13 protein-coding genes are annotated in these 15,707 nt (G+C 63.3%); 1 reads left to right on the plus strand and 12 read right to left on the minus strand.

All coding sequences use genetic code 11. The features are described 5' to 3' along the window. Positions 1-2: 2 nt before the first annotated feature. The 8 genes from ACTJGZ_RS02025 to ACTJGZ_RS02060 form a co-directional block, all read right to left on the minus strand. Positions 3-1,022, minus strand: coding sequence for a carbon-nitrogen hydrolase family protein (locus ACTJGZ_RS02025; RefSeq protein WP_441661294.1), 1,020 nt, complete (start codon positions 1,020-1,022; stop codon positions 3-5). Between the two features lie 18 nt (positions 1,023-1,040). Further along, positions 1,041-1,964: a fumarylacetoacetate hydrolase family protein gene (locus ACTJGZ_RS02030; RefSeq protein WP_441661295.1), complete on the minus strand. Its 924-nt coding sequence runs from the start codon at positions 1,962-1,964 to the stop codon at positions 1,041-1,043. Between the two features lie 151 nt (positions 1,965-2,115). Continuing rightward, positions 2,116-3,249, minus strand: a complete 1,134-nt coding sequence (locus tag ACTJGZ_RS02035; RefSeq protein ID WP_441661296.1) for a cupin domain-containing protein — start codon at positions 3,247-3,249, stop codon at positions 2,116-2,118. Positions 3,250-3,312: 63 nt separating this feature from the next. After that, on the minus strand, positions 3,313-5,640 hold the full coding sequence (locus tag ACTJGZ_RS02040; RefSeq protein ID WP_441661297.1) for a bifunctional salicylyl-CoA 5-hydroxylase/oxidoreductase: 2,328 nt from the start codon (positions 5,638-5,640) through the stop codon (positions 3,313-3,315). Between the two features lie 148 nt (positions 5,641-5,788). After that, on the minus strand, positions 5,789-6,244 hold the full coding sequence (locus ACTJGZ_RS02045) for an acyl-CoA thioesterase (protein WP_441661298.1): 456 nt from the start codon (positions 6,242-6,244) through the stop codon (positions 5,789-5,791). Between the two features lie 38 nt (positions 6,245-6,282). Then, positions 6,283-6,804 carry a MarR family winged helix-turn-helix transcriptional regulator gene (locus ACTJGZ_RS02050; RefSeq protein ID WP_441661299.1) on the minus strand — a complete coding sequence of 174 codons (522 nt, stop codon included), beginning with the start codon at positions 6,802-6,804 and terminating at the stop codon, positions 6,283-6,285. Positions 6,805-7,146: 342 nt separating this feature from the next. Then, positions 7,147-8,679 carry an indolepyruvate oxidoreductase subunit beta family protein gene (locus ACTJGZ_RS02055; protein WP_441661300.1) on the minus strand — a complete coding sequence of 511 codons (1,533 nt, stop codon included), beginning with the start codon at positions 8,677-8,679 and terminating at the stop codon, positions 7,147-7,149. 90 nt (positions 8,680-8,769) lie between these two features. After that, complete coding sequence (locus tag ACTJGZ_RS02060) at positions 8,770-11,106, minus strand: thiamine pyrophosphate-dependent enzyme (RefSeq protein WP_441661301.1); 2,337 nt, start codon at positions 11,104-11,106, stop codon at positions 8,770-8,772. Positions 11,107-11,430: 324 nt separating this feature from the next. Here ACTJGZ_RS02060 and ACTJGZ_RS02065 point away from each other — a divergent pair, with 324 nt between their 5' ends. Beyond that, positions 11,431-11,880: a MarR family winged helix-turn-helix transcriptional regulator gene (locus ACTJGZ_RS02065; RefSeq protein ID WP_441661302.1), complete on the plus strand. Its 450-nt coding sequence runs from the start codon at positions 11,431-11,433 to the stop codon at positions 11,878-11,880. Between the two features lie 15 nt (positions 11,881-11,895). Here ACTJGZ_RS02065 and ACTJGZ_RS02070 read toward each other — a convergent pair whose 3' ends face one another. The 4 genes from ACTJGZ_RS02070 to ACTJGZ_RS02085 all read right to left on the minus strand — a co-directional run bounded on the left by ACTJGZ_RS02070 (position 11,896) and on the right by ACTJGZ_RS02085 (position 15,614). Beyond that, complete coding sequence (locus ACTJGZ_RS02070) at positions 11,896-13,902, minus strand: FUSC family protein (RefSeq protein WP_441661303.1); 2,007 nt, start codon at positions 13,900-13,902, stop codon at positions 11,896-11,898. Further along, entirely contained in the window at positions 13,899-14,360 is a 462-nt protein-coding gene (locus ACTJGZ_RS02075; protein WP_441661304.1) for a MarR family winged helix-turn-helix transcriptional regulator, read from the minus strand. The genes ACTJGZ_RS02070 and ACTJGZ_RS02075 overlap by 4 nt, the downstream gene beginning before the upstream one ends. Before the next feature lie 127 nt (positions 14,361-14,487). After that, complete coding sequence (locus ACTJGZ_RS02080; protein WP_441661305.1) at positions 14,488-15,165, minus strand: class I SAM-dependent methyltransferase; 678 nt, start codon at positions 15,163-15,165, stop codon at positions 14,488-14,490. Then, the gene (locus ACTJGZ_RS02085; protein ID WP_441661306.1) at positions 15,162-15,614 is read right to left on the minus strand and encodes an Rrf2 family transcriptional regulator; all 453 of its coding nucleotides are present in this window, start codon (positions 15,612-15,614) and stop codon (positions 15,162-15,164) included. The genes ACTJGZ_RS02080 and ACTJGZ_RS02085 overlap by 4 nt, the downstream gene beginning before the upstream one ends. Between the last annotated feature and the right edge of the window lie 93 nt (positions 15,615-15,707).

Here is a 15,707-nt window from a genome sequence, read left to right on the forward strand (position 1 = left end):
CTTTACTCCGCGTCGCCGGAACGAACCGGCTCGAGGTCAAATTCAGGAAGCGGCATGCCGCCATCGTTGAACTGGGCGGCTTCCAGCGGGCGCCGGTTGACGCGCAGATCGAACACATCAAAACGGTTGTAGTGGCCGGTGATATCGTGCATCTGGCGCGGCTGAATGCAACGCGACAGATCCAGCTCCGCGTACACAATGCCTTCCTCGTCGATCAGCGGCGTGCCGATCACGCGCCCGTCCGGGCCGAGAAAGCCGGAGAACGCGCTGTTGCGGCGGCTCAGCAGTTCGCGCGCCTGCGGGTGCGACGCTTCCATGGCCGCAATGATTTCTTCGGAAACCGTGGAGCAGGACACGATGGTGAACAGCTTGCCTTCAAAGCAGTGTGCCGCCGCGCGCACCTTGATGGCTTCCGCCATGTCGTAATCCGCAGGCGCCACCGGCAAGGCAATGTAGCTGGCAACGTGCACCAGCTCGCCTTGCGCCAGCAAGGAAAAACGCGCCAGCGTGTTGGTGTTTTCGCCGCAGGCCAGCGCGCCCAGCGGGCCGACACTGGTCTGGTGCACACGCAGCGCCGAGCCATCGCCCGGCGCCCAGGTCAGTTTTTCCGCCCAGGTCGGCACCAGTTTGCGGTGACGGCCCAAGATGCGGCCCTCATCACTGATGGTGACGATGGTGTTGTAGATCGTGCCGATGCCATAACGCGAACGCTCATTGACGCCTATCACCACATTGATCTGGTGACGCGCCGCCGCCTGAGCGATTTTGGCTATTTCCGGGCCGGGAATTTCGATGGAGGAGCGCACCAGTTTTTCAAACCAGGGGCTGCCCTCCACCGGATTCATGATCCAGCTCCAATAGGGATAACCTGCCACGAAGACTTCCGGGAAGGCAACCAGCTTGGCGCCGTTGCCGGCAGCTTCGCGGATCAGCGCGCAAACCTTATCGACGGTTGCGTCGGTATCGAGGAAAACCGGCGCCGCCTGTACGGCAGCTGCCTTGAAACGGGGAAGATCCAGCATGACAGGCCTCTTTTCCAGTTAGTCCAGCGGCGTGGCGTCAACCACGGGATGGCGCAATTCGCCAATACCTTCGACCACGGCATGCACCACGTCGCCCGGCCACATCCATTCCTGCGGCGAACGGCCAGCGCCCACGCCTTCAGGCGTGCCGGTCGCGATGATGTCGCCCGGCTCCAGCGTCATGGCCGCGCTGATGTCGGCAATCAGGGTGTCCACCTTGAACAGCATGTGGCGCGTGTTGGAGGATTGCTTGGTCACGCCGTTGAGCGTCAGGCTCAGATCCAGCACATGGGGATCGGGAATTTCATCGGCCGTGACAATGACCGGCCCGAAGGGCGCAAAGGTGTCCTGGCCCTTGGAATAGATCCACTGCCCGGCGCGGCGGCAGTCGCGCGCACTGACGTCGATCATGACGCTGTAGCCGAACACATATTTCAGCGCTTCTTCTTTCTTCACGCGGGTGGCGCGGGTGCCGATAATGGCCGCCAGTTCCACTTCCCAATCCAGCTGCTGGGTGATCTTCTTGTTGTGCTCAATGGCATCCCCCGGCCCGATGATGCTCGTGGGCGGCTTGGAGAAAATCACCGGCTCTTTGGGCAGTTCCTTGGAGGTATCCAGGGTGCGGCTGGATTCGGCAACGTGCTCGACATAGTTCAGCCCGATACCGAAGATGTTCTTGCGCGGGCGCGGAATCGGCGCCAGCAGTTTGACGTTGGCCAGCGGCAGCGCCACGCCAACCGGGAACTCTTCTTCCATCTCCGCCAGCAATTGGCTGGTGAGCTTGACGGCCGCTGGGCCCAGGTCAATGAAGTCCAGCATATTGTCGGGCAGAGGCTGGCCAGCAACATCGCCGAACAGTTCAAGATCCACCACCAGATCGCCGACAATGGCGCCCAGGCGTCCGGCGGCTGCCGGTTCGGTACGGTAAGTGACAAGACGCATTTCTTTTCTCCGTAATGGGCCGACGGTACGCTGCGGCCCTGATTCCCGCCGCCGTCTCCGGCGGCACTGCTGGACCGCGCAAGCCCTCATGGCTGCGCGGCGGTATGACTGAAAACTGCCCGGCGGACTGACGCCCGCCGGCATGACAGCATTATTCCTGCGACAGCACCGGCTGATGGCCGCCGTTGTCGGCCAGGGCTTCCTCGCGGTACAGCCCGAGTTTTTCCATGACAGGCAGGTCGTTGAAGCAGAACAGGCAGGCATCTTCCGTTTGCGAGGCATTGACATGCTCGTGCCAGGCCCAGGAGGGCACGCAGAAGATATCCCGCTCCTGCCAGTCAAAACGCTGGCCATTGATGATGGAATAACCCTTGCCCTTGGCAACCTGGTACAGGAAGCTGCCGGTATGGCGGTGCGCCTTGCCTTCGAAACCGGGGCGCAGCAGTTGCATGCTGGCGCCGATGGTGGCCATGACATGGCCGCCACTGACCGGATTGGTGTAGTGCATCAGCGCGCCGTCGTAGGGGTTATCTTCGCGCGCGCCGGACAGTTGACGCAGCGCTTCGTAGGTCGGTTCCCACTGGTACTTGAAGAGCGGCGAATACGGCTTGGTCCAGCCGACATTCTGCGGCCGCAGGCCGGCTGCGCCCCAGATGGACACGGAATCATCCACCGGGTAACCCACCGCCTGGCTCAGGTCCGGGTGCACGGCATAGAAACCGGCTTCCAGCGCATTGACCAGCGGAATATCCAGGCCGTCCTGCCAGATGCAGGGCAGCCCATCGGCTTCCACGCCATGTTCATGCCAGGTGCCATTGGGCGTCAGGACGAAATCATTGGCGCCCAGCGTCATTTTGTGGCCATCGACGATGGTGTAGGCGCCCCGCCCTTCCATGATGAAACGCAGCGCCGACGACGAGTGCGCGTGCGCGGAGGCGGCTTCGCCCGGATGCATCACCTGCAGGCCGGAATACAGCCAGCCGACCGCCGCCGACACCTCCTGCCGGCCTGGATTGTTCAGATAGATCACGCGGCGGCCGGCCTTTTCGGGGGTCACCAGCGACACCGAACGCAGCACGTGGTCGCGCAGCTCGCGATAGCGCCACAGCACCGGCACCGAATCCGATTTCGGCTGCCAGGGTTCGATCTTGTTGGCCACCGTCCAGAGCGCCCCGGCTTTCAGGCGGTCCAGGTCTTTGTAGTAGGCGACCAGCTCCGGCGTATCTTCGACATCCGCACGGCCAGCCACGCTCTCGCGATAAGTGTCGTAACTTGTATTGCTCATGATGTTTTCCTTTGCCTGACTCCGGGCCGGCCTGCGCCAGGCCCGGCACTCACCTGCAACGCCTTATGCCGCGACGGCGCCGCGCTTGCCCAGCCGTTCCTGCCAGTCCTGCCCCCAGAAATACGCCGCTGGCCAGGGCGCATCCTTGCTGCCCAGTTGCGCCGCTTCACGCAGCAGCCAGTTCGGATCCGCCAGCAGCGGCCGCGAAAGCGCGCACAGATCCGCCCGCCCCGAGGCAATAATGCCGTTGGCCTGATCCAGCTCGCTGATGTTGCCGACCGCAATGGCGGCCACCCCGGCCTCATTGCGGATACGGTCAGCGAACGGGGTCTGGAACATACGGCCATACACCGGCTTCTGATCCGGGGTCACTTCGCCGCTGGAACAGTCCACCACATCCACCCCCGCCGCGCGCAACATCCCGGCGATCGCGACGGCCTCATCCACCGTGGTGCCGCCCTCGGCCCAATCCGTCGCGGAAATACGCACCGACAACGGCAGATCCTCCGGCCAGGCCGCCCGCACGGCACGCACCACTTCCAGCGGGAAGCGCATGCGGTTTTCCAGCGCGCCACCGTATTCATCACTGCGCTGATTGGTCAGCGGCGAGATGAAGCTAGACAGCAGGAAGCCATGGCCAGCCTGAATTTCCAGCCAATCGAAACCGGCCTGCGCGGCACGCTGCGCGGCCTCGGCAAACGCTTGCGTCACGGCTTTCATACCGGCCAAGTCCAGCGCCTGAGGCACTTGCGTGCGGCCAGGCTGATACGCCAGCGCAGAAGCCGAAACCAGCGGCCAGCCGCCTTCAGCCAGCGCCTGGTCTGCTTGCCGCGGGTCGGCCTGCGTCGCGCCGCGGCGGCCGGCATGCCCCAGCTGCACGCCGATACGGCTGCCGCTGTGCTGGTGCACGAAATCCGTCACGCGCTTCCAGGCCTCAGCCTGCGCATCGCTCCAAAGGCCGGGGCAAGCCGGCGTAATCCGGCCATCCGGCAAGACAGCCGCCATTTCCGTCATCACCAGACCGATACCACCAAGCGCGCGAGCGCCCAGATGGGTCAGATGGAAGTCGTTCGGCATGCCCTCGCCATTCACGCAGGAATAGGTGAGCGTCGGCGAAAACACCATGCGGTTAGGCAAGGTGACGCTGCGCGCCCGGAACGGCGTGAAGACCGGCATGGCGGCCTTACGGCCTGCCTGGACGGCGCTACCAGCCTGTTCGGCCAGCCAGGCTTCGTACCCTTCCAGCCAGGCCGGGTCACGCAGCCGCAGGTTTTCATGCGACAGACGCTGTGAGCGCGTCAGCAGCGAATAGGCGAATTGTTCCGGCGCCAGGCCCGCGTAGCGCGACACGTTTTCAAACCATTCGGTCGAGTTGCGGGCGGCGTTCTGAATTTTCAGTACTTCCACGCCGCGCAAGGCCTCGTAATCCTTCAGCGCTGCCTCCAGCGGCTTGCCGCGCAGGCGCTGCGCCAGGTCGATCGCATCTTCCAGCGCCAGCTTGGTGCCCGAGCCAATGGAGAAGTGCGCCGTATGGGCAGCGTCGCCCATCAGCACGACAGGAACGCGGCGGCCAGGCTCCGGCTCGGTCCACTGCACCCAGTTGCGGCAAATGACGCGCGGGAAACGGATCCAGATGGCGGAACCGCGCAAATGGGTGGCGTTGCTGATTAGCCCGTGCCCATCCAGGTAGGGCGCGAACAGCTTTTCGCAATAGGCAATGCCCTCTTCCTGGCTCATTTCGCCGATACCGGCTTTCTGCCAGGTTTCTTCCGGCGTTTCCACAATGAAGGTCGATGTGCCGTCTTCGAAACGGTAGGCATGCGCCTGGAACCAGCCGTGCTCGTTTTCCACGAAGATGAAATTGAAAGCGTCGAACACCTTATGCGTGCCCAGCCAGACGAAGCGGCAATTGCGCTGGTCGATATCGGGCTGGAAGGTCTGTTCATAGCGCTTGCGCACGATGCTGTTGATGCCATCGCAGGCAATGACCAGGTCGGCCCCGTACTCACGCGCCAGATCCTGATCGTCGGTCACATGGGTTTCGAATACCAGCTCGACGCCCACTTCTTCGCAACGGGCTTGCAGAATGTTCAGCAGTTTCTTGCGGCCGATGCCGATAAAGCCATGACCGCCGCTGCGCAAGGCGCGGCCCTTGAAATGGATTTCGATATCGTCCCAGTGATTGAAGGCATCACCAATCGTCTTGGCCGACACGGGATCGGCCTGCCGCAGGTTTTCCATCGTGGCGTCGGAAAACACCACGCCCCAGCCGAAGGTGTCGTAGGGGCGGTTACGCTCCACCACGATGACTTCATTGGACGGATTCTGCAGCTTCATCAGCAATCCGAAATACAGGCCCGCCGGCCCGCCACCCATACATACGATCTTCATGGCTCTCTCCACACCTGTTCCACATCCGCCGCCTGTTCCGGCGCGGCCTGCCAGAGCAGGAAAACTACCGTGTGATTATTTTTATTGCTGAATATTTTATTTATAAAGTATATGGGCAAAAAAATTGCCCCGTATATGCTCCTTTTCCCTAGGCCGTTCCTTCACCGGCGACTGCCTCCTGGGGCAGCACATAAGCCTGCATGGCCTGCCGGATGGCCTCGGGGATCTGGATCGCCTTATGGGTCACCAGCGAGGTCGTCACGATGACCTGATTGACCTGCATGCGCAGCACGCCATCCGTGCCAACACAGCGTAGCACCAAACGCAGCGAACGGCTGCCCAGGTGTTCCACCGCCAGACTCAGCACGACATCGTCGCCCATGCGGCTGATCGCCTTGAAATCGGCATCCAGATGCACGGTCGGCATGCCGACATGCTGCTTGCCTATCATGTCGTGAAAACCGCCGGTCGTGATGGCGTCCACCCAGGCTTCGAGCAGATCATTGAACATCACGAAATACTGCGGGTAAAACACGATGCCCGCCGGGTCGCACTCGGAGAACCGGATGCGGTGCGGGCGCTGGAATACAGTTGTCTCAGTCATCTGCCACCTGTCATGAAATTTGCGAAACCGGCCCAGGCCTACTGGCCGGCCGCCTGATTGACCAAGTGGACCCGCAAGGCGCCCAGATGCTGATGCAGCTGGCGAACCGCCTCGGGCTCCAGCCCGGAAAACATCTCGGTCACCCAACCCGCATGGGCCTTGGCCATGACCTCGAAACTGCTGCGTCCTTCGGGCGTCAGCCTCAGGATCCAGGCGCGCCGGTCTGTCGGGCTGCTGGCGCGCGACACCAGGCCTTCACGCGACAGCTCATCGGTCAGGCCGGTGATATTGCCGCCAGTCACCATCAGATAGCGCGACAGCTCGCCCATCTTCAGGCCGTCCGGATAGCGGTACAGCTGCGCCATATAGTCAAAGCGCGCCAGGGAAATATCGAAATTCAGGCGCAGGCGGCGGCGGATCTCATCTTCCACCTGCTTGGTGCATGCCATCATGCGCAGCCAAAGCTTGAGGCTGGCGGGATCCTGCGAGCGCGCACGCCCTTCGTAACCCAGCTCCTGGGCTTCGTGCAGCAACGCGTGCGAACTATCCTTATGCTCCATGCTGATGTCTTCCTGCTTTTTGGCTATCCGTCCCTGGCGCCGGGCCGGCCCGGCTTTGGGCCTGGCCGCCTGAGGCTGCCTGGACGCCAGCAATATGCCTTGATGCGCATGCTGCTGGGGTAATGTAGGTTCAGTGGACGCCGCCGGGCCAAAGGCCGGCAATTCGCCACCGCGACGTTGAGGAGCCGCAGGCTCCTGCTGAGCACTGCCTGGCTTGAATCCGCCCGCAATGGCGGGCATAAGGCTTCGGCGTGTGGTCATAGTCATTCTACATTAATTACTTGATAGGTAAACAATTCAGAAGCACAAATACTTGATCTGGAGCAAGCGGTTTGAGCCTGCCTAGGCCAACGCAAAACGGCGCAATGCCGAATCCAGTTCGCGGCCATGTTCATCGGCCAGCGCCGCCTCGCGCAGACTGCGCAGGGTATCCGGCGCCAGCGCCTCGCGCTTGCTGGACACGGCTCCCATCAAGGTCTGGAAATTTTTCCAGCCGCGCACATGGGTATCGCCGTATCCCTTGACCAGACGCTGGCACTGCACCACTTCCAGCGCCAGCGCCGGGTGCGCCGGCGCGAACACGGCCACATGGCCCAGCCATTCCTCAATGCGCTGCTGCTCCGTGGCGTAGCGCAGCGTGTTGCGGCGCCAGCGTTTGAACCCCGACAGCAGGTAAAGCGGCAGATAGCCCCGCACCGAACTGGTGCGCATGATGCGGCCTTCGCGGGTGAAACGGCGCACCAGCCAATTTCCCCAGGTAGGGCGCATCAGCCAGCGGCCCAAGGCCGCCACCGGCAGGATTTCGCTGATTTCCTCGACGCGTGGGTGCATGAACTCCTGAATCGCCAGGATTTGCTCGTCCTTGGCCCGCACCTCGCCGCGCACCCGCTGAAAACGCGTATCACGAGTTTTCAGCTCCGCCACGCGGATGGCATCTTCATAGGACATCCAAAGCGCCAGATAGCGCGCGGCTTCACGCAGCAGCACGGCGTCATCCCGGCGGGCCGCATCGCGCACACGCACCAGGCGGTCCAGATACAAATCGGCATATGCCGCATCCTGGTAATCCACCAGACGGCGCACGCCCTCCAGGGCCAGATCACGCGCTTCGGCCGGAATGTCGCGCGCCAGGCGAGCCAGCAATTGCTTGAGCACCGGATCCTTGGGCTCGCCCGCTGGCCGCACTGCCGTGCTCACGGCCGCGCCATCGGCAGCAGCCTGCCCGGCGGCATCGGATTGCGTCTTGCCCACCCGGTCAAACGCATAGCCAAACGCGCGCAAGCTGGGTTTGACGCCCACCCCGCCGCGTTCAATCGTGGCCTCGAACTGCTCCCGTGAAAATGGCAGCACGCCTGCCGAAGCCAGCGCGCCGAACAGCACGGCGCTGATGACACTGCCAGTTTCTTCGGCGGCCTGCTCCATATTGAAATGGATGAAGCGCCGCGACGCCTTGGTGGCATGGCGAATCAGCGCCTGATTATCCACCCGGCCATCGCCCATGGCTGATTTTTCAGCAATGGAATACACCCGGTGAGTGGATGCCAGCAAGGTGGTGCGATCCGGCGTGACCAGGCCGCGCTGCACGGCGCGCCCGGCCTCCATCAACTCCGACGCCAGCACCACATCCACATCCCCCGGCATGGGCATCAAGGCCAGCACCGGCTGCTTGCCATTCTTCTGCGCCTCGGCTTCGGGGAACAATTCGACGTAGTAGATGGTGGCGCCCGTCCGCTGTGCCACCCCGGGCACAGAGGTCGTCTGGGCAATATAGCCATTGTGCTCGCCCAGGCTGACGATCCAGTCGGCCAGCACGCCGCCGCCCTCGCCGCCCATGGCCAGAATGGCAATTTTGATCGGTTGAATGTTTGTCTTCATAGTCTTATCCTGCCGCGCGCCCGGGCAGCCCCCGGCACACCTTATTGTTCCTGCGCCAGCCCGGCAACTCTGCCAGGCTGGCCGCCCGCCTCAGAATGCCAGCCGTTCGCGGCGCTGCGCATCGCGGCGCTGCAACCAGCCAATCAGGCCTTCGCGCAAGGTCTGGCGGAACTTGTCCCAGCGCGTCGGGTTGGTGATGATCTGCGCCCGGTAGAACGAAGGGCACAGCACCGCGGCATGCGACACTTCACCGCACAGGCCGCAACCCACGCAGCTATCCATCACGCGCGCCACCGGGTCGGTCCGCAAAGGATCGGGATTGGGGCGGATGCTCAGCGACGGGCAACCGGACAAACGGATGCAGGAGTGGTCGCCCGTGCAGGTATCCGGGTCCACGCCAAAGCGTTCACGCACCACACGTTCGCCTGCGGCCACGGCCTTGCGCACCTTGGGTTTCTCGCGGCGCTGCAGGTTCAGCATGCATTCGCTTTGCGCCACCAGCACTTTGGGGCCTTTCTCGGGCGTCGTCAGTGCCTCGCGCAATGTGGCCGTCATGGTTTTCAGGTCATAGGTGCGCTTGACGGTACGCACCCATTCCGCGCCGACGCCGCGCACGGCCTTTTCGATCTCATGGCCGGTGCTGCGCGTGGCATTGAGCGCCTTGGAAGACAGGATATCCTGCCCGCCAGTCGCTGAGGTATAGCTGTTGTCGATCACGATGGTCAGGTTATCGCTGCGGTTGAACACCGCATTGGCGACCCCGCTGACCAGTCCGTTATGCCAGAAGCCGCCATCGCCCATCACCGAAATGGCGCGCTTGCCCGCCTGGGTATTGAGCGCGGCTGCGCCCGCCCCCCCAAGGCCGTAACCCATGGTGGTATTGCCCAGATTGAACGGCGGCAGGATAGAAAACAGATGGCAGCCGATATCCGCGCTGACGTGGTGGGGGCCCAGTTCCCGCTCGACCAGTTTCATGGCCGTGAAAATGGGCCGCTCCGGGCAGCCGGTACAGAAGCCTGGCGGCCGCGCATGCACATGCTGATCCAGCGTATCGGTTTCCGGCGCCTGCTCCATGGCGCTGGCCGCGCCCTGGCCTTGCTGGCTGCCCGCCGCCGCTTGCGCAATGGCCACGCTGGCCGCGACTGCGGCATGGCTTTCCGTCAGGTCTTCTTCGACCGCCAGTTCGGCGCGCTCCGCAACAGCGGTGCCGCCCCCCTGGCCGCCAGGCGCAGGGCGTTCACGCGACACTTGCTGGGCCACCAGCGGGATCACTTTGCGCGGCACAGGCTGGGCTTCGATGCGGCCATAGCGCTCGAAGAAGCTGCGCATGCCCTTCACCATGGTGGCGGTGTTGTACTCGCCCGCCATAGGCAGCATGTCCTTGCCATGCAGGGCCGTGTCGCAGCCTTCCTGGCGCAGGATGGTCGCCATATTCTGTTCCAGGAAGTTGGGCTGGCCCTGCTCCAGCAGCAGCACCGCGCGCTTGCCCTGGCAGAACCGCAGCACTTCCTCGTCCACGACCGGATACACCACATTCATCACATACAGCGGAATGTCGGTCTGGCCATAGACATCGGCCAGGCCCAGCTTTTCCAGCGCGCGGATGGCCGTGTTGTAATCGCCGCCAGGCACAATAATGCCCAGCTCATCCTTGCCATCGGCAAGAAACTCATTGAGGCCACGCTCCTGAATGAAGCGCACGGCATTGGGCCAGCGGTCACGGATTTTTTCCTGCTCATGCAGGAAGCTGGCGGGCGGCAGCACGATGCGGTTGACATCGCGCTCCGGATTTTCCAGCGCTTCCTTGAGCGTGAAACTGGCGCGCTTGTTGTCAGAGGCGACAAACTGGCCGTGCACATGACAGGCACGGATACGCAATTGCAGCATCACCGGCGTATTGCTGGCCTCGGAGAGATCGAAGCCGTCCTTGACGGCCTGCACAATACAGGGAAGACTGGGGCGCGGATCCAGCAGCCACATCTGCGACTTCATCGCAAAGGCATGACTGCGCTCCTGCATGATGGAGGAGCCTTCACCGTAATCTTCGCCGACAATGACCAGCGCCCCGCCCTTCACCCCGCCAGAGGCCAGGTTGGCCAGCGCATCCGACGCCACATTGGTTCCGACAGTTGCCTTGAAAGTCACGGCGCCGCGCAACGGATAATTCACCGACGCGGCCAGCGTTGCGGCAGCGGTGGCTTCACTGGCGCTATTCTCGAAACGGATACCGTTTTCCTGCAGGATATCCTGGGCATCGGCCAGGACATCCATCAGGTGCGAAATAGGCGCGCCCTGATAGCCGGCGACATAGGACACACCGGATTCCAGCAGCGCCTTGGTCACGGCCAGAATGCCTTCCCCGCTGAATACCTCGCCCTCGCCCAGACGCAGTTTTTTGACTTCTTCGACAAATGACCTTTCCGCCATGTCAGTTCCCCTGTGCGCTAGTCACACATGCATTTGCAATTAATTCCACATGAATATATTTATTTATGAACTAATTTAAAATCATGGTTTTCCCTAGACGCAAGCCTCAGGGAAATCCTTCATTCAAGCGGGAAAGCCGCAGCAGGACTGGCTTTCAGGCAGACAGGGCAGTCTGGCCAAAAAACCGGCAGGCAGGAAAACCCCAATCGCCTGCCGCCCGGCACCCTGCCTTTACCGGGCGCCAAACGCAGCGCGCGGGGAAACAGTTATAGTCGTGCCAGCGCAATGACATGGATGCGACGCGGCATCCATCAAACCGACAATATGCCCGCAGAATCCACGCACACTTTCATCGACGACTACCTGCCCGCCTTATTGGCGCAGGCCAGCCAGCTGATCTCTACCGAATTTCATGAAGTCGTCCGGCGCCATAATCTCTCTGTCACGGAATGGCGGATTCTTTCCACCCTGCTGGGTGCCGGGGAAATCAGCATAGGCAATCTGGCGCAAGTCACGCTGACCAAACAGCCGACCGTCACCCGCCTGCTGGATCGCCTGGAAACCCTGGGCCATTTGCGCCGCATCGCCCATGAGTCCGACCGGCGTATTACCCTGGTCCGCATTACGGATACCGGCCAGGCCCTGATCGCCGACCTGGCCGTGCAAGCCAAACGCCACGAAGAAGAAGTGCTGGAACGCCTGGCGCCGCTGGACAGCGAAGCGCTCAAGGCGACCTTGCGCCGTGTGATCGCGGAATACCGCGAACCGATTTAAGCGCCTGGCGTTCTCTCAGGAGGCTCTGCCAGCCTGCCCTGGCCGGCCGCGCTGGCTGGCCGGCGGCACTAGCGTCTGCGCCAGGGCCTGCGCGGCATCGCGCAGCAAAGCCGTGTCCACTCCCGGCGCGTCTGTCAGGCTGGCAGCGCAACGGCGCAGGGCCTGCACCGCCCGCTCCGGCGCATCCTCAAGCCGCTGCAAACGGATCAGTGTCGCCGCCAGACGCCGCGCCGCCACGCGTGTCAGCCCCGGTGTCAGCAGCACCTCATCCATATGCAGAATGGATGCGCCCAAGAGCATGGCCGCATAGCCTTGCTGAATCACGGCGTCCCGGCTGCGCCCCGACTTATCGGCCCAGCGCACCAACGCCAGCACACGATGGCTCAGGCGGATACGCCAGCCCGTACGGCGGCGCGACACCCCGCGCCGCGCTGCCATTTTCTGCAATTCCTGCGTCATGGCCGCGCTCAGCGCGCGCATGCGGCGCGCGCTATCTACTGGAAAGACCAGCGCAAACGCCAGCAGACCCAGCAAAGGCCCCAGCACCACGGCCAATCCCGTCTGCGCGGACAACAGCGCCACCGCCGCATCCGGGGCAGGCAGCGGCCAATCCGGCTGCAGCATCAACAGCAGCACCATGCTGAAATCAAACCCCAGCGGGCCTGCGCCCCGCCGATGGCCCATGAATAGCCCGCCCAGCAAGACAAATGGCAGCATTGAAAACACCAGCCCGGCCGCGCTATCCATGTGCGGCCACACCAGCCAGCGGCACACCAATGCCCCCAGCACGCCCAGCGACTGCCCCAGCACCACCAGGCGCAGCAAACGCACCGGGTTATCCGCCGTGGAAAAAATCGTGGTCATGATCGCCACGCCCAGCAGCATGAACGGGCCGGCCTCCCATTGGCTCCACTGCCAGGCCGCCCCGGCAAACAGAATGGCCAAGGCCGCCCTGGCCCCGGCCTCGCGGCCGCCGCGCCAATCCCGGTGCAAGGCCACATCCGCCTGCCGGCTGGCGCTGCCAGGCCAGCGCGCAGCCACCTGCACCGCAGCCATACCGCGCCGGCCCGCCGTGCTGACTTCCGCCTGGTCATAACGCTTGCAGGCCTGGGCCATGCCAGCCAGGGCATCCTGCAAAGCGCGTGACTGCGCCAGCCCAGCTGCACGGCTCAAGGCCACGCCTGCCTGGCGCGCGCTCCCGCCACTGGCCAGCACAGCCGCCGCATCCCGCACCGCCTGCCCAAACGCCGCGCTTTCCTCCCCTTGCGGCATACGCCGCATCCAGAGCAGCAACGCCACCTGCGCAGCCAATTGCCGGCGCAAGGCCCGCACCGCCGCCCTCGCCTTCAGCGATCCAGCCCCCTGGCCATCGAGCGCTTCCTCCGCCGCCGCCATCTCTGTCAAGAGTTGCAGGCTGCGGCGGTGATCCGCCGTCTTGCCCGGCATCAAGGCCTGCGCCAGCAATTCCAGCACTTCCCTGCCCTGTTCACGCGCCTGCCGGGCCAACTGCCGGTAATTACTCTTGCGTGCAAAAAACCAGCCCAGCGCCAGAGCCACCAGCACGCCCAGCAAGACGGTCAGCAAGCGATCCAGGCCCACGGCAAAAGGATTGCCAGCCTGCCGGCTATGCAGCAAGGCCACCATGGCCGCCGAATAGCCCGCCAGCATCGCGCCATAGGAGGCAAACCCGCGCACGACATTGCCCGCCCAGGCGCACAGCCCTATCCATAGCGCCAGCCCCAGAATCAATACCCAGGCCTGACCCTGGGCCGCTGCCAGCAAGCCGGTGCCAAACAAGGCGCCCAGTATCGTGCCCTGCACGCGGAACATGCTCTTTTCCAGCAGTTGCCCGCGCATGGGCTGCGACGCCGCCCACACTGTCATGCCCGACCACTGCGGATGTTCAAATCCGGCCAGCCAGGCCAGCACCACCGCGCAGCAGGCCGCCACGGCCGTGCGCAGCGTGAAGCCCAGGCGCGCGCGGTCAAACCCCCAACGGTCCAGACGCTCCGCCATGTTCATGCTTGCCCCTCCAGCTCGCGTTCGGCGCGCAAACGCTGGTCCAGCTGATCCAGCCTGGCAGTCAGTTGCTGCATGGTGCCGTCATCCCAGTCCGCCAGCATGCGCCCTTCCGCCTCTTCCAGCACCTGTTGAATACGCGCCACCATGGCATGCCCCGCCGGGGTCAGATACAGCAGATTGGCGCGTCTGTCTGAAGGGTCCTGGCGGCGCTCTATCCACCCTTTGGCAGAGAGGATATCGAGCAGGCGCACCAGCGTAGAGGTATCTATTCCCACCCTGGCGGCCAGCTCTTTCTGGCTGATTCCGCCGCCGCTGCGGCCAATATGCACCAAAGGACTCCAGGTCGCATCCGACAAACCGACCTCCGCCAGGCTGGCATCCAGCGCGGCACGCCAGCGCCGCGCCACACCGACGAACAAACAACCGAAACGCTGACGCGGAGTTTCCTGATAAGGCATTTTCTATTTTGATCAAAATAATTTGAATTCAAATTATATAGGCAAGGCCATGCTGCGTGCATCACCGCGCTGCCGCACCCTCGCACCCTCGCACCACCGCACCCCGCACCATCGCACCACGCGGCCATCACGCCTTGCGCGCCACCCAGCCCCGGAAGGTCAATGCGCCATAGAAAAGGTCGATATCGCTGAACCCGGCCTGAGCCAGCAGCGCTGTATCCTGCTGCGGTGTCAGTACAGGCAGCTTCTCTTTGAAGGCGGCAATGCTGCTGGCCGCCTGTGCTGCGCAGGCGCCATTGGCCGCGGCAAACGCCGCATAACGCGCCAGCCACCGCTCCCCTTCGCTGCCGCTGATGGGAAAACTATGGTGCGCAAGCACCAGGGGCGCACCGGGCTTGAGGCGCTGATGTATCTGCTGCAAAGTGCGCAAGCGCTCCGCCCTGGGCAGAAAATGCAGCGTCAACAGACAGGCCGCGCCATCAAACGCTTCCCTGGGTGTGCTGTCGATATAGCCTTGATGCCAATGCACACGCGCGGCCAGGGCCCCTAAAGTCACCTTGGCCTGGTCCAGCATCGCGGCAGAAGGATCTACCCCGGTGAAATGCCAGCCGGGCTGCATTTGCGCGAAAGCCTTCAGTTCCAGCCCCCCGCCTGCGCCCAGTACCAGAATCCGGGCATGATCAGGCACGCATTCGGCCAGCAGCACACCCGCCATCCGGTGCAAGTCCTGCAAACCCGGCACCAGGCTCGCGGCTTTCCCGGCATAGTCCGCTGCCGCTGCCTGATCAGAAAAAGGTGCTGTCACCGCGGCAGCTCCGCGCGCGCAGGCGCCGCCGCCTGCCGCCGAGCGAAATCGGCAGCCAGGTCAGCCAGCGTGATTTCTGAAAACCGCTGCCGCAGCAATGCTTCCGCTTCGGCAAATGCCGTTTCCAGCGCGGCATTCACCGTCTGTTCAACCAGGCAATCGGGGGACTCATTGCGGTTGCCAATCGCAAACAGGGCCGGTTCACCCAGCGCTTCGTGCAACTGGCGCAGGCTGATGGCGCCCAGGTCAGCCTGAATGCGCCAGCCGCCCGCATGCCCACGATCCGAGGCCACAATTCCTGCCTCCCGGAGATATCCCATCGTGCGTCTCACCACGACAGGATTCGTCCCCAGGCACCGCGCCAAGGCGTCCGAGGTAACAGGGCCTTGCTGCTCGGCCATATGCAGCAGCGCATGCAGGACAGAAGATAAACGGCTATTTCGTTTCATGTAACTTATGATGTTTCATAAAAACAGGCCTGTCAAGCAAGTCTCCCGCCGCCGAATCTCTCTCGCGCCGCCGGCGCACAAACGGAATGCGGC

It is taken from the genome of Kerstersia sp. (assembly GCF_052103615.1).
Classification (GTDB): Bacteria; Pseudomonadota; Gammaproteobacteria; order Burkholderiales; family Burkholderiaceae_B; genus Kerstersia.

Coding starts and splice junctions, on each gene's coding strand:
- ACTJGZ_RS02025 (WP_441661294.1), bottom strand. CDS start 1,022: ATGCTGGATCTTCCCCGTTTCAAGGCAGCTGCCGTACAGGCGGCGCCG.
- ACTJGZ_RS02030 (WP_441661295.1), bottom strand. CDS start 1,964: ATGCGTCTTGTCACTTACCGTACCGAACCGGCAGCCGCCGGACGCCTG.
- ACTJGZ_RS02035 (WP_441661296.1), bottom strand. CDS start 3,249: ATGAGCAATACAAGTTACGACACTTATCGCGAGAGCGTGGCTGGCCGT.
- ACTJGZ_RS02040 (WP_441661297.1), bottom strand. CDS start 5,640: ATGAAGATCGTATGTATGGGTGGCGGGCCGGCGGGCCTGTATTTCGGA.
- ACTJGZ_RS02045 (WP_441661298.1), bottom strand. CDS start 6,244: ATGACTGAGACAACTGTATTCCAGCGCCCGCACCGCATCCGGTTCTCC.
- ACTJGZ_RS02050 (WP_441661299.1), bottom strand. CDS start 6,804: ATGGAGCATAAGGATAGTTCGCACGCGTTGCTGCACGAAGCCCAGGAG.
- ACTJGZ_RS02055 (WP_441661300.1), bottom strand. CDS start 8,679: ATGAAGACAAACATTCAACCGATCAAAATTGCCATTCTGGCCATGGGC.
- ACTJGZ_RS02060 (WP_441661301.1), bottom strand. CDS start 11,106: ATGGCGGAAAGGTCATTTGTCGAAGAAGTCAAAAAACTGCGTCTGGGC.
- ACTJGZ_RS02065 (WP_441661302.1), top strand. CDS start 11,431: ATGCCCGCAGAATCCACGCACACTTTCATCGACGACTACCTGCCCGCC.
- ACTJGZ_RS02070 (WP_441661303.1), bottom strand. CDS start 13,902: ATGAACATGGCGGAGCGTCTGGACCGTTGGGGGTTTGACCGCGCGCGC.
- ACTJGZ_RS02075 (WP_441661304.1), bottom strand. CDS start 14,360: ATGCCTTATCAGGAAACTCCGCGTCAGCGTTTCGGTTGTTTGTTCGTC.
- ACTJGZ_RS02085 (WP_441661306.1), bottom strand. CDS start 15,614: ATGAAACGAAATAGCCGTTTATCTTCTGTCCTGCATGCGCTGCTGCAT.